Below are 14,142 nucleotides of genomic sequence, written 5' to 3' on the forward strand. Positions count from 1 at the left end.
CCCCGGGGAATACAAGGAATGCAGGGAATGAAGTGGAATGAATTGACCGAAGGGGACGATCAGACGGCCTGATATTCAGGCCTCTTTGCCCCCTTCATTGTCCCCTTCATCGCCCGCTTCTTCTTCCAACTGTTCAAGGAACTGTTCGGTTGCCGCGATCCGGGCATTAAGCAAATCAACCAGGCCGCGTCCAACATCCTGCAAGGCATTGTCGATATTGGCTGGCCCGACAGTTTCGCCCCTCTGGATTTTTTGCAGCATCTCGGCATGCTGTTTGAATTTAAGGGAATCTTCCACCGCCCCCACCACAGACAGCAATCCACCCAGCGCAGTCGTTTCACGCACGATGTCTTCCCAGACCTTGCGTCCATGATCGATTTCAAGCTTGTGGGTCAACCGTTTAGCATCACGGACGAATGTCTTGAGCGAATTGACGTAGGTTGACGATTGTCCGTCAAAGCGCTGTTCGATCACATCAGCATTGAAACCAAGATCCCGACCAACCTTCCATGCCTCTACCGAATGTCTGGCGTTTTTATCTGTGTTCCTGAATTCTCGGGCCCTGCCAACATATTTGGACATGGCCATGACAATTTCGCGCATTACGAACGGCTTGATCACCACTTCGTTGGCACCCGATTGAAGGCTTCGGTGATGAAGTTCGGATGTGCTGTTGGCTGTCATCATCAGGACCGGAATATCCTGATAGCCCAGTTCGCGGATACGTTTGACCGCGTCGAACCCGTTCAGGTCAGGCATTTGCACATCCATCAGAACGATATCGATCTCGTCGCGGTAATTCTGCACTTTGCTGATCGCTTCATAACCGCCCGAAGCGGTATAGACCTGTGCCCCGTTGCGGATCATGAATTCCTTGGCGACTTCACGGTGCATCTGGTTGTCATCAACGATCAGCACCGTATTGCCCGAAAGTGATTCGACATTGGCTCCCCGGTTATCCCTATCGGTGACCGGTTCCTGGACATGGGCGGTTGCATCGGCAACCGCGTCAAGCAACATGCTGAGTGTCACCGGTTTGGTCAGGAAGCCATTCAACACCCGCCCGCGGTCCTGGATATTTTTGGACAGGAATGTCCGGTTATGGGCGGATATCATAACAATGATCGGCACCTTGCCACCATTCTGAAGCTTTCTGATTTCCTCGCTGGTTTGCCAGCCATCCATACCAGGCATGCGCCAATCAATCAGAATGACGTCATATGACTCCCGCATGCCTTGTTTGAACCGGATCATATGCATTGCTGCTTCGCCTGACGCCGCAACATCAACCGTCCAGCCAAGTGCAGATGTCAGCTGCTCAAACACGGTTCGGGATGTCTCATTATCATCAACAATAAGTGCCTGAAGGTTTTTAAGATGTGCCGGGACAACAAAGCCGGATCTGAAACTGTCAATCCCTTCGACACTTGCCTGGAAATGAAGACCCGTCATTTCCAGATTTTGATGATCAAGGAACAATTCACCACCAATCGCCGGGGCGATACGCCGGGCAATTTCGAGATCCAGGTGAATTCCGCCGGACGCCCCACCACCAATCTTGTCTTTGGTCAATACTTCGACACTGAGTTCGGGGAGTTTGTCCTCACTGTCGGTCATTCGAACACGGATCAACACCGTTTTGCCGACTTCACCGCCAATGACATGCAAAACAAGATGACAAACCAGCTTTGCAACCAGCTTTTTGTGGTATTTGATCGCCTTTTCGACACTGAGATCGGTATCAAACAGGATTTCGTTATCTTCGATATCCTTGCGCTGTCCCAGCGCGAAAGAAATATCGTTTAACAGCTCATCGATACCGAATGTCTCGTAACTGCCTTCCTTGACCTGAAAATCCAGTTCAAAAAATGAAATCACGGAATCTGCGCGGTCTGCTGCTTCGCGGTATATTTTCTGCAACCCCGAGAAATAGCGTTGGGCATCGGGACCGACGGCGCTCATTTCTGCAAGATCAAGAATGCCTGACGCGTTTTGAAAGCGCGACCGCATGTCGTGACTAAGTTCACGCAACAACATCCGGTCATCATCATTCAGCTTCAAGCTGCCCTGAACACCGATCGAAACAGGTTCGCGGATGCTGCCCAGGTCTTCTTCCGGCCGGATGATGACCAGCGCATCGCTCCCCTCGCCCGTGCTGCTGCGAAGCGGAACCAGAATTACTGTCCCCGATATCGTGTGCCTGCCAATTTTCAGGGACTGGCGTTCCGAAACCAGCCAGTTTGGCCATTCATCGTCGTCCTGATCGCTCGCCCCGCCTTCTTTTCCGTTTGAAGGAAGATCAAGTTTCAGCCCTGATATCGTTTCGCTTGAAAGCCCGATGATCTCACGCAGATGACCGTTACAGCCGATGATTTTATGATTGCTGTCAATCGCCAATGCCGGGACCGGAAGCATGTAAATACATTCGACCAGCTCACGCTGCAAAACCGAACGTGTGTCTTTGTGTTCCCGTTCCGCACTTTGGGTCGTATTCCGGAAAATACAGTAAAATGCCAGTATCGTCAGAAGAACGACACAACCGCCCAGAACTTCATTCACAACGGGAAGTCCAACCACATATGAGCCCAGACCAGTCAGCGCGACAATCACAACACACACGCTGATCATAGCTTTGTCCGGCTTCATATCTTCCGACATCAACTAACTCCCCCAGGCACACAACCCTGGAAACATTATTTCGCGATAAATTGTTCCTTTGGGTGTATATAGATACAGCACCAACCTATTGTAAGTCACTCATAAGAGTAGTTTTACTTTGCGATGAAGGCCATTGATGGCCAAACAAAAAAAGACGCCCGAGCATGTCGTAGCGTCTTTTTGAAATGTCGGGAGCGACCAGCTGGATCACAATTTCCTATGAACAGGAATCCTTTGACAACCAGCCCAGAAAGACCGCGCCATCTTCGAGCCGTTGATGGCTGAAACATTTTCCGTCGGGATAGGCGCTGCTGGCCGGGGTAAAGCGGACTTCGTCCTCGCCCGGTAGGATATTGGTGGTGGTTTCCACCAGTTCGGTATGAACCGTGCCCATGCCATCGGCCGGAACCAGACAGTCATAACGCCCGCCATTGCCATTCACCGTCCGCACCCCGACCATACCGTGGTTCATCGGCCAGGCCTTGAGAACCGACACCAGATCGCCCGGATTTTCCGCAAGGCAGGCCGTAATCGCCGGTTGCAGATCGGCGAAATATTCGGTCCAGATACCTTTGCCTGATGATTTCAGCTCATCGAGCTTTACCACCGGGAAGTTGCCCGGCGGCAATGCCAGGCCGACCGGTGCGGCAGACACGGCACAATGGGTTTCACCAGACGGGGTTTGCCAGATCGCATCTTCGCCCTTGCCGCGCAGTTCATACAGATCATTGGCATAGCCATATCCCGACCCGGTCGGAATACGGGCCAACGATAACGGTTCGCGACCGGGGAATTCGACGGTGGCGCGGTCAATGCGCTGCTCGAAGGTCACCGAAAAACGGCTTTGGTCGTCACAGACAAAGACCTTGGACCCGCCAAGTTTTGCGGTATCGCTGTTCATCTGGGCCAGCATCGCGTCGATGCGGCTCAATGCCACCTTGCTTTGGGCAAGGGCGCCGCTGACTTCATGTTCGTCGGGATTGCTTTGCACGCCATTGACGGTCTTGGTCCCCGATGAAAAGCGGCCTTGCGCGAAATCAAGCTGCAAGCTGTATTCCAGCGGCGCGTCGCTTTGCGCCCCGTCATAATTGACGCGCGTGGCATTTTCCGAAAACCGCAACAACTGACCATTGCGGTAATAAAGCTTCACATCCGAGGTGCCGTAATCACCAAGGTCGCGATGCTCGTCCACCATCATCGGTTCGCCTTCGGGCGAGACATATGCCTTGTAGGTCACGGTATGATCGGATGCGACATACTGACCGGGAATAACCCGCAAGGATGGCAGGCGGGCTTCGATTGCGGCAATGTCGCGCGCGGTATCGGCACCGTCAAATTTGCGCGCCCCGTCAGACTGGGTATGTGACACCGGACGCACCGTAATTTCCACGTCATTTGGCGCATCACCGGTCAGCACCCGATAGACCTGATCATTGCGAAACAGCGTATCACCGTCGGAATTGACGATTTCGGCTTCAAGTGCATAGGTCATGCGCGGATCGATTTTCGATCCGTCATAGGGCAGGACAAAAACCATCGGCGGGTTTGACACCGGCTGACGCAGGGATGCGATTTCCACTGACGGCGCATCGGCACGCGAGACATCCCGCAGCCTGACAACCAGAAACGCATTATCAGGCGACAGCGCAATCCGTTCGCGATAGGTCACCGAACCGGTGACCCTGGTCGTGCTGGTTTGAAATGCCGCACAGGCCGATAACAACGTGACCATGCCAATGGCAAGTAACGTCCTTACCCACATTTTCGCGGACGATATTGAGTTCATTGAGACCCCGGTTTGCTCGTTTTTTGGATTGTGCATTTATATGCGCACAATGTTGCCGCCAAAAATACCTAAAACCAAGGCCAAAAAGGGGCAAGGCACGTTATTTGCTGCTGTTTTGCGTTCAGGCTACCCTGTCAGCAGGCGGATCAAGACGAATGCCGTCACCATCAAAAAGATGCCAGTTGTCCTGATCGGCAATCGTCAGGGCCAATTGATCGCCGATCGAAACCCGGACAATGCCCGCCAGACGCACATTGACGTCCATCTGTGACGGATCGCCAATCCCGCAATGAAGCTGAACAAACGTATCCGATCCAAGATGTTCGACCGCCAAGACCGTGCCCTTTAATGCAGCATTGTCTTCGTCGCACAGAACCAGATGTTCGGGACGCGCCCCCACCGTCAGGGACCGGTTGGCGGCAACATGATCGCCCATCGCCACCGCAAGCCCCGATGGCATCACAACACGCCCGTTCTCGTCACTGCGTGCATCCCAGAAATTCATCTTGGGTGATCCGATAAATCCGGCAACAAACCGGTTGGCCGGTTGCAGATAAAGATCAAGCGGCGTTCCCACCTGTTCGACAATCCCGTCACGCAACACAACAATCCGGTCTGCCATGGTCATGGCTTCGACCTGATCGTGGGTGACGTAAATCATGGTGGCCCCGAGTTCGCGGTGCAGACGGGCAAGCTCCATCCGCATATCGACGCGAAGTGCCGCATCAAGGTTTGAAAGCGGTTCATCAAGCAAAATGATTTTGGGATCCCGCGCAAGGGCCCGGCCAATCGCAACACGCTGGCGCTGTCCGCCCGAAAGCTGTTTGGGGGTGCGATCAAACAGATGAAGCAATTGCAAAACATCGCCGATTTCGCGGGTCTTGGCATCCATATCGGATTTCGACCACCCCGCCATCTTAAGCGGGAAGCCGATATTTTCCGCGACTGTCATATGCGGATAAAGCGCATAGGACTGAAACACCATGGCAATATCGCGATCAGACGCCGGAAGATGATCAACACGTTTATCCCCCAGATGAATTTCACCAGCAGTGATTTCTTCAAGCCCGGAAATCATGCGCAGCAATGTGGATTTGCCACAGCCCGACGGGCCGACAAAAACCACAAGTTCCCCGTCCCTGATCGACAGATCCACGCCCTTGATGATGTCGGCTGTGCCAAACGACTTTGTGACATTGAACAAAGATACAGACGACATTTCAGCTATTCTCCACCTGGTCGAATGTCATGATTTCTTCGCCGGTCGGCACTGGCGCGGACAGGACCGCTGCGACATCAGGGCAAAGATCGGAAATTTCGGGATATTTGCGCGGGTTGCTGGCAATGGCCTTGCCGGCGACTTCGATCCCGGCGCGCAATGCATCGGGCAAAGCGGCCTGCATCTGCAACGCCATCAAAAAGCCCGCGTTAAAACAATCCCCTGCCCCCACGGTGTCGACAACATCGACCGGTCCGGGTACGGGCACATGCAGGATATTGCCACCGGCAAAAGCCGTCGCCCCCGCCGCCCCGCGTTTGACCACAATAATCGCATCGGATGGCAGTTTATCGGCAATACGGGCCAGATATGTTTCGATATCGCGGGCAAATTCGGTTTGTGCAATGCCCAGAATGCCCGATGCCTCGGCATCATTGATCAGAAGGATATCCACATAGCCCAACCAGCTTTCAAGATGGGTCTGGACATCATCGCTCCATCCGCCGGTCGGCCATGCGGTATCAAGGGCAACAATCGCGCCGCTGTCATGCAGCTCCTTCATCAGGCTGGCGCAATCAGGCAACAGACCGGGCATCAGAAACGTTCCGACAAACAGTGCAATCGCACCATCAACCCGGGTTTCCGACAGCATTTCGCGCACCATCTTCGCGTCAAAGATCGAACTGTGCCCTTCGTTTGACAGGAACGTGCGTTCCTTATCAGGATGGGTCAGGCCAAACGTCACCGAGGTCACGGTATCGCTGCGATGCCAGTGATCGGCAAGCGGCCCGAACTGTTCGCACAGCCAGTCGCCCATGGCGTCCTTGCCGACATTGACGACAATATGCTGATGGGCATCAAGCGCCATCAAAGCCGCCCCAAAATTGCCGCATCCCCCGCCGATCCGCATTTCATAATCGGGATAGACGGTCTCGGTCCCCGGTTGCGGCCAATCGGCGATCGGGCCCATCAGCTGATCCACATTGATCGTGCCAATCGATATGATCGGACGTATCGGATCAGGACGAATGCCCGGATGTGATTTTGTCATGGCATTCATCCCTTTACACTGCCGCTTGCAAGTCCGGACACCAGGGTTTTCTGCATGAAGAAGGCCAGAATGACCGGGGGTACCGCCGCCAGAATCCCGGCTGCTGAAATCAGGCCATAATCCGCCACACGCCCGGCCGCCAGATCGGCAATCGCCACCGTGATGGTTTTGGCCCGAATGTCATTGGTGAACAAAAGCCCGTAGAAAAATTCATCCCATGCCAGCAACACCGCCATCATCACCGCCGCCCCAAGGGCCGGACGGGCAATCGGCAGGATCACATACCAGATGGCCTGTAAGCGGTTGGCACCATCAATGATCGGGGCTTCGTCAAGATCGCCAGGAATGGTGTCAAAGTTGCTTTTGAGAAGCCAGGTCGTGAAGGGCAGCAGGATTGAGCAATAGACAATGATCAGGGCAAAGTGGGTATTGAGAAGCCCAAGCGCACTCATCACCGTATAGAGCGGCAAAACGATGGCCACAGGCGGCAACATAAAGATCGCAATCACCGCATAAAGCAGGTTCTTGCGCCGCGGTCCGGGCAAACGCGAAAAGCTGTAGGCCGCCGGAATGGCAGCAATGATCGAAAGACCGGTCGCGGCAAAGGCAATGATGATGCTGTTGCGAATACCATAGAGGAAACTGGCCGACGGGCTGTTTTCGGCAAACACCAAAAGATTGCGATAATTTTCAAAGGTCGGCGCATCCGGCCACCATTGCAACGGCAAGGTGGTCAGATGGGTGGATGAGCTGATGCTCATGATAAACAGCCACAAAACCGGCACCGCAATCACGGTGGCAAGAACAAGTGCCCCCAGATAGATGCAGATCTTTTTTGTCAGGGATGCCTTCATAATCACACTTCTCCCTGCTTGCGGATCAGATACATGTATCCGGCAATCAGACAGGCACTGATCAAAACAACAATCAGCGCATAGGATGCCCCGGAACCGACGCGCATATAGGCAAACGCTTCCTGATAGACATAGAAACTGACGGTCTTGGTACTGCTGGCCGGGCCACCGCGGGTCATGACATAGATGATGTCAAAGACCTTGAAGGCCTCGATCGTGCGCAAAACCAGTGCGACGCTAAGCGGCCCCAGAATGGCCGGAAGGGTAATGCGCCAGAACCGGTTCCACACCCCTGCCCCGTCAAGGGTCGCGGCCTCATACAAATCCTTGGGCACGGTCTGAAGGGCGGCCAGCGCAATCAGGGCCACCAGCGGGAAGTTTTTCCAGACATCAGCCAGAATGACCATATCAAGGGCGGTTGCCGGGTCCCCCAGCCAGGAGCGATAGGCATCAAGCATCCCGATCTGGAGCAGAAGCGCATTCAGCGCCCCGAAATCCGGGTTATAGATCAGCCGCCACATCATGGCGTTGACCACCGTCGGCAGCGCAAGCGGCAAAATCAGCATGGCGCGCAACAGGGTCCGCCCGGCAAAGGCTTCGTTCAACAGCAGCGCAACCAGAACACCGATCACCATTTCCGCCCCGACGGAAGTGACGGCGAAATAGGTGGTGTGCCAGATGGCTTCAAGAAACTTGGAAGAAGACAGCGCGCGCACAAAGTTGTCAAAGCCGACAAAGATGCTGGTGACATCGGGCGCAATCAGTTTCGCACCGGTCAGGCTGTAATAGATCGTCTTGATCAGCGGGTAGCCACTGACCCCGACGATGATCACGATCATCGGGGTCAGTAAAAGCCACGCCGTCACCGTTTTACGATAGGAAATCATAGCGGTGCATTCGGCTCCGGAGTTTGAACCCGGACAAGCATGGAGGAGGATCACACAAGTCCGGGTTCTGGATCGAAAAGACGCTTTCGCGCTTATTGCATGTCCGAGATGGTCTCGGCTGCGTCATTCAGGGCATCAGCCGGTTTGACCGAACCAAGCATCGCGTTCTGAAGGGCTTCTTGCAGAACCGATGAGGCTTCCTGATAGGACGCCATGGTCGGGCGCGGTGCCATGACGGCAAGGCTGGTTTTGGCCGCTTCGACAAACGGTTCCTGGCCTTTGATCACATCCGGATTGGAATAGGATGCTTCCCATACCGGCAGGCTGAGCTTGGCAAATTTGTCCTGCACATTCTGCGAGGTCAGGAACTGGATATATTTCCAGGCTTCTTCCTTGTGACCGCTTTTGGTCGGGATCCCAAGGCCCATCGAACCGTTGACAGCTGATGCCTTCGAAACACCATCGGTCCCCGGTGCCGGCGCAATGCCGACCTTGCCGGCAACCTGGCTTTCGGCCGGGTCATTGGCAAGATTATACATATAGCCCCAGTTCAGCGCGAAAGCCGCCTGGCCGCTGGAGAATACGCGACGAACGTCTTCTTCAAGATATTCACGGGAATTCGGGTTGGTCAGGCCGTCATCAAGGGTACCAACCATATATTCAAGCGCCTTGAGACCGCCACCGGTATTGAAGGCCGGTTTGCCATCGGCATCAAGGAATTCACCGCCCATGCCCGAAAGGATGGTGGTGTAATCACAAATGGCGGCTTCGGACTGCGACCAGGACCAGACCAGCGGATAGTCAACAATGCCCTTTTCCTTGATGGCTGCGGCCTGTGCGCGCAGTTCTTCCCAGGTTGCGGGCGGATTGTCAAAACCGGCAGCTTTGAGCATGTCCTTGTTATAGAACAGGAACTTGGTATCGGCGATCCATGGCATGCCATACAGCGCACCATCATATTCCACCGTGGTCCACGCACCGTCGAGAATGCCTGACCGGGTTTTGTCATCAATGCGTGACGTGACATCTTCAAGTAGCTGATATTGCGCAAATTCCGCCGGCCAGATCACATCATACAGAACAACGTCATAGCCATTGGCACTTTGCGACAGCACGATCTTGTCATGCAGGGCTTCGTATGGAACCAGTTCGGCATTGACCTTGATGCCGGGATTGGCGGCTTCGAACTCGGCCGTCATGTTGCGAATGTCATCTTCGCTATAGGCAGCCTGCGCCATGAACAGCGCATTGAGGGTCACATCAGCATGCGCGGCGCCCGATGCGGCCAGCACGCCGATCGCAGCACCCGTCATGATATTCTTGATATTCATGATTTATATCTCCCTGATACATAGGATACGACTTGGATAGACGACAAGCCTGATTGAGGACAGGCTTTATTATTAATTCAATTTGATGTAATTAATAAGTCAAAAGAAAATGGGCGGCAATGGCAAAGATGAAAAAACAACCAAAGAGCGTCACGGGAACCAACCTTTTACACGCCAAGAACCACAACAGACGTGCGGTGTTGGACGCGGTCAGACGCCATGACGGATTGTCACGGGCAGATATTACGCGCATCACCAATCTGTCGGCCCAGACGATTTCGAACCTGGTCGGGGAACTCGAAGAAACGGGACTTCTTCTGGCTGGTGAACCGATTCGTCAAAAACGTGGTCAGCCTGCCCGCCCCTATCGCCTGAACCCGGATGGCGGTTATGCCATCGGATTTCAGCTGACCGGAACACAGTTTGACGCCGTACTGGTCAATCTTCTGGGCGAGGAACGTGCGCGCATCAGCCAGCAATTCAACCATCCCAATCCCGAACGCGCGGTCGAATTGCTGATTGAGGCAACCCGCAAAATCATTGCCGATTGCGGACTTGATCCGGCACGCAATATCGGGATCGGCATTGCGATGCCGGGCCCCGTCGGCATTGCCGGTCCGACCGGCATCGCCCCTGGATGGGAAAATTTCGATATTGTTGCCGCCATGTCGGAAAAGATCGATTGCCCGGTATTTGCCGAAAATGACGCCGATGCCGCCGCGATTTCCGAAAAGCTGTATGGTAATGCGAGAACACTGGAAAATTTCGTCTATGTCTTTATCGGCTATGGCTTGGGTGCCGGTCTTTTCATGGACAACCAGATCATTCACGGCACCAACGGGGCGGCTGGTGAAATCGGTCATTTGCCGGTCGAACCGCATGGGCGCGATTGCCCGTGCGGACGCAAGGGATGCCTTGAACGTTATGTGTCTCTTTTGGCGCTGTATGATGAATTTGATGCGGCCGATCGCGACGCGCTTTTGAATGATACGACACTTAATCGTCTGGCACAGCTGTCACCCGATGATGAACCGGTCAAACGCTGGATCAAACAGGCCGCGCCGCATCTGGCAACGGCGGTACAAATCCTTGGCAGCATGCTTGATCCACAGGCCGTCATGCTGGGCGGTTTGTTGCCCGCGTCAATCCTTGATGCGTTACTTATTGAGCTTGGCCGTCTTGAATCTGCTGGCAGTCGCACCCCGCTTGGCAATGCGCTTCCGGTGCAGGCAGGCGTCGGCAACCTGCTGTCAGCGGCGATGGGTGCTGCGGCCTTGCCGATTTATCATGAACTGGTCCCGGACTTTCAGAACATGCTGAAAATCCGGGATGCCAAAGGATGAGTTAGCAGGAAAACGTCGCGGCCCCTATCCGGCAAAGCGCGTGCAGGGCTGACCGGCGACATCTGTGCGGATCGATAACAGCGCGCCTTCCAGTTCGTTGCCATTGCCATCGAGCCCAACCGAGGCCGAGGTAATATAAAGCGTCTTAAGGTCCGGGCCGCCAAACACGCAACTGGTCGGCTGGGTCACCGGAAGATCAATGATCTGGTCCACACTGCCATCCGGGGCAAAGCGGATCAGGCAACTGCCGCCCCAGCGCGCATTCCAGATATAGCCATCGGCATCCATCGCCGATCCGTCCATATTGCCGCGGTCTTGCGGGCCAAAGAACACGCGCGGATTGCTGGGAACCCCGGTCGCCATGTCATAGTCATAGACATTCAGCGTATCCTTGATGGTGTCGCCAAAGAACATCTTCTTGCCGTCGGCCGACCAAAGCAGCGTATTGGAAATCCCGATATCAGACAGGAAACGGGTTGTCTCGCCGTCCGGCCCCACCCGGTTGAGTGTCCCGGTCGAAACCGTCACAGGAAGGTCTTCGCCATTCGGGCCGATATTGTTTTGCATGGTGCCATGCCAGAACCGCCCCGCCGGATCCACCCGGCTTTCATTGGACCGGTTGCCCGCATGGTCGCGATCTGGTGCGACAAAGGGGGTTGTTTCCCCGCTTTCGGCATCAAGAAACGCCAAACCATCAGCAAGGGCAACCAGAAGCCCGTCATTTTCGCGCGGGACAATTGCCGCAACCGGCTGATCGAATGTCCAGCTGCGCGATGCGCCATCACTTGGACGCAGGGCAAAGGCGGTCTTTCCGACAATATCCACCCAGTACAGCACGCCATCCTTGGCATCCCAATGCGGACCTTCGCCCAGCGTGCAGCGCAGGTTTGGCAAGACGGTTTTCACGTTGGCCATGGTTTCTCCCTGATATTTCATGCGGTTTTCCGCTTTGTTCCGGTAAAGGCGGGCTGTGTGCAAGCCCCTTCCCCCATACCGGAAATACCTGATCCATATTGCTACCCGGAATGGCAACTTCTGAAAAGTCATTTTGTATGATGATTTAATTTGCCGCGAAGATTTTGAACAAATGCAATCGCAACTCGGTTGCATTTTCTGCAAGTAATTGATAGGCATTCTCACATTGGGACGATTGTTTTCAGTTGTCCCGGGTCGATATCCCGGCCAGCAGGTTCAAGGACTTCGGCCCGATTACAGTTTTTACGAGTTTTCAGCACATGTTCGATCTGAAAGACGTCATCTTCAAGAGTGACGGCAAAAATCCCAAAACGCTGCTTGATGACATTACGGTCAATTTTCCGACCGGTGCGTTCAGCGCCATTGTGGGCCATAACGGATCGGGCAAAAGTACGCTTTTGAAGCTTCTGGCGCGCAAGAACAAAAAGCATGCCGGCACCATCACCCTTGATGATGCGGTTCTTGAAGATCATGGCACGCGCGATTTTGCCCGCAAGGTCGCCTATTTGCCGCAAAATCCGGTAGTGCCGCCGCATCTGAGTGTGCGCGAACTGGTGGCATTTGGTCGTTATCCCTGGCGCGGGGCATTTGGCCGTTACCGCGACGAAGACCATGCCAAGATTGATCAGGCGATGGAACTGACCCATGTCACCGGCTTTGCCGACCGTCTGGTCGCAAGCCTGTCGGGCGGCGAACGCCAGCGTGTGTGGCTTGCCATGCTGCTTGCCCAGGATGCGCCGGTGCTGTTGCTGGACGAGCCGACATCGGCCCTTGATGTCGGCCATCAGCGCGACATTCTGCGACTGGTTGCCAATCTGAAAGATCAGAACAATCTGACCGTGATTGCCGTTTTGCATGACATCGACATGGTCGGGCGTTTTGCCGATCACATCGTCGCATTGCGCGGCGGGCGGACCTGCTGGCAGGGCAACGCACGCGATTTCATGCAGGGCGAAACACTTCGCGACATTTTCCAAACCGACATTGATGTCATCCATCTGCCGGACCATGACCGTTTCGTCAGTTATGTCGCCTAGTGCGCTGTGACGACAGGGTTACGGATCAGCCAACAGGGATCAGGAACATTCATATGCGCACCCGTCTGATTTGCAAGTTTGCGGCAAGCTGTCTTGTAACGATTGCCGCCATGTCATCGATGGGCGCCACCGCCCAGACCATGACCCATGAAATGGGCGACGTCACCTTTGACAGCACGCCGACCCGTTTTGCCGGATCAAACTGGGCGCTGACCGAAAGTTTCCTGGCACTGGGCATTGATCCGGTTGCCGTTCCCGAAGCGGACGGCTATCGCGTGTGGGTGGTTGAACCGGAACTTCCGGCCGAATTTGCCGATCTTGGCACCCGGCGCGAACCCAATTTCGAAGCCCTGCGCGAAGCCAAACCAGACGCCATTGTCATCAGTGCCGATGTGGCGATGGCCTATGACAAGCTTTCGGCCATTGCGCCGACACTGGTCTATTCGATCTATAATACCGGAAGCAGCGAACCCGCCATTGAGCGGGCCGAAACGCTGTTGCGCAATATTGGCAAGCTGGCGGGCAAATCCGAGAAGGCCGAAGAAGTCATCACATCGGTCAATGCCCGGATTGATGCCGCGGCCAAACGCATCCGCGACAAGGTCGGCAATGATGCCAAATTCGCAGTTGTCCGTATCCTTGACGAAGCCCATTTCCGCATTCACGGCACCACATCACTGTTCGGGTCGGTTTTGGCACGGATGGGATTTGCCAATGCCTGGGATGGCGAGGTCAATGGTTGGGCATTCCATAACGGCGATGTTTCCGATCTGGCCAAACTTGGCGATGTTCATTTTGCCTATGTCGAACCGATTGCCCCGACCGTCCAAAGCCGCCTGTTTGACACCGCGATCTGGAAGGCAATGCCGTTTGCACGCAATGGTCATGTTTATACCGTGCCATCAAGCTGGACCTTTGGCGGAGTTCTGTCAGCGGCACGCTTTGCCGAACTGCTGGCCGATGCCGTAACCGGCACCCCGACCACCGCAAGCGGATCATAA

General features: G+C 54.8%; 11 protein-coding genes. 3 read left to right on the forward strand and 8 right to left on the reverse strand.

The window, feature by feature from the left end:
* Nucleotides 1-75: 75 nt before the first annotated feature.
* The 7 genes from CU041_RS13970 to CU041_RS14000 all read right to left on the reverse strand — a co-directional run bounded on the left by CU041_RS13970 (nucleotide 76) and on the right by CU041_RS14000 (nucleotide 9,786).
* On the reverse strand, nucleotides 76-2,658 hold the full coding sequence (locus tag CU041_RS13970; protein WP_101247395.1) for a response regulator: 2,583 nt from the start codon (nucleotides 2,656-2,658) through the stop codon (nucleotides 76-78).
* 217 nt (nucleotides 2,659-2,875) lie between these two features.
* A complete protein-coding gene (locus CU041_RS13975; protein ID WP_101247582.1) occupies nucleotides 2,876-4,444 on the reverse strand; it encodes a YbaY family lipoprotein in 1,569 nt (522 codons plus the stop codon).
* A gap of 121 nt (nucleotides 4,445-4,565) precedes the next feature.
* A complete protein-coding gene (locus CU041_RS13980) occupies nucleotides 4,566-5,663 on the reverse strand; it encodes an ABC transporter ATP-binding protein (RefSeq protein ID WP_101247396.1) in 1,098 nt (365 codons plus the stop codon).
* A gap of 1 nt (nucleotide 5,664) precedes the next feature.
* Complete coding sequence (locus tag CU041_RS13985) at nucleotides 5,665-6,714, reverse strand: carbohydrate kinase family protein (protein WP_170310241.1); 1,050 nt, start codon at nucleotides 6,712-6,714, stop codon at nucleotides 5,665-5,667.
* Nucleotides 6,715-6,719: 5 nt separating this feature from the next.
* Entirely contained in the window at nucleotides 6,720-7,568 is an 849-nt protein-coding gene (locus CU041_RS13990; RefSeq protein ID WP_068517950.1) for a carbohydrate ABC transporter permease, read from the reverse strand.
* Between the two features lie 2 nt (nucleotides 7,569-7,570).
* Nucleotides 7,571-8,455 (reverse strand): carbohydrate ABC transporter permease, encoded by an 885-nt coding sequence (locus CU041_RS13995; protein WP_170310242.1) that lies wholly within the window; start codon nucleotides 8,453-8,455, stop codon nucleotides 7,571-7,573.
* Nucleotides 8,456-8,547: 92 nt separating this feature from the next.
* On the reverse strand, nucleotides 8,548-9,786 hold the full coding sequence (locus tag CU041_RS14000) for an extracellular solute-binding protein (protein WP_068517948.1): 1,239 nt from the start codon (nucleotides 9,784-9,786) through the stop codon (nucleotides 8,548-8,550).
* Nucleotides 9,787-9,914: 128 nt separating this feature from the next.
* Between CU041_RS14000 and CU041_RS14005 the strand changes: the two genes are divergently transcribed.
* Nucleotides 9,915-11,129, forward strand: a complete 1,215-nt coding sequence (locus tag CU041_RS14005) for an ROK family transcriptional regulator (protein WP_170310243.1) — start codon at nucleotides 9,915-9,917, stop codon at nucleotides 11,127-11,129.
* Nucleotides 11,130-11,153: 24 nt separating this feature from the next.
* Here CU041_RS14005 and CU041_RS14010 read toward each other — a convergent pair whose 3' ends face one another.
* Nucleotides 11,154-12,065 carry an SMP-30/gluconolactonase/LRE family protein gene (locus CU041_RS14010; RefSeq protein WP_233433118.1) on the reverse strand — a complete coding sequence of 304 codons (912 nt, stop codon included), beginning with the start codon at nucleotides 12,063-12,065 and terminating at the stop codon, nucleotides 11,154-11,156.
* 299 nt (nucleotides 12,066-12,364) lie between these two features.
* Between CU041_RS14010 and CU041_RS14015 the strand changes: the two genes are divergently transcribed.
* Together CU041_RS14015 and CU041_RS14020 are read left to right on the forward strand one after the other, a co-directional pair.
* Nucleotides 12,365-13,141 carry an ABC transporter ATP-binding protein gene (locus CU041_RS14015; RefSeq protein ID WP_068517946.1) on the forward strand — a complete coding sequence of 259 codons (777 nt, stop codon included), beginning with the start codon at nucleotides 12,365-12,367 and terminating at the stop codon, nucleotides 13,139-13,141.
* A 53-nt stretch (nucleotides 13,142-13,194) separates the two neighbouring features.
* Nucleotides 13,195-14,142 (forward strand): iron-siderophore ABC transporter substrate-binding protein, encoded by a 948-nt coding sequence (locus CU041_RS14020; RefSeq protein WP_101247399.1) that lies wholly within the window; start codon nucleotides 13,195-13,197, stop codon nucleotides 14,140-14,142.

This window comes from Thalassospira povalilytica (assembly GCF_002844235.1).
Classification (GTDB): Bacteria; Pseudomonadota; Alphaproteobacteria; order Rhodospirillales; family Thalassospiraceae; genus Thalassospira; species Thalassospira povalilytica.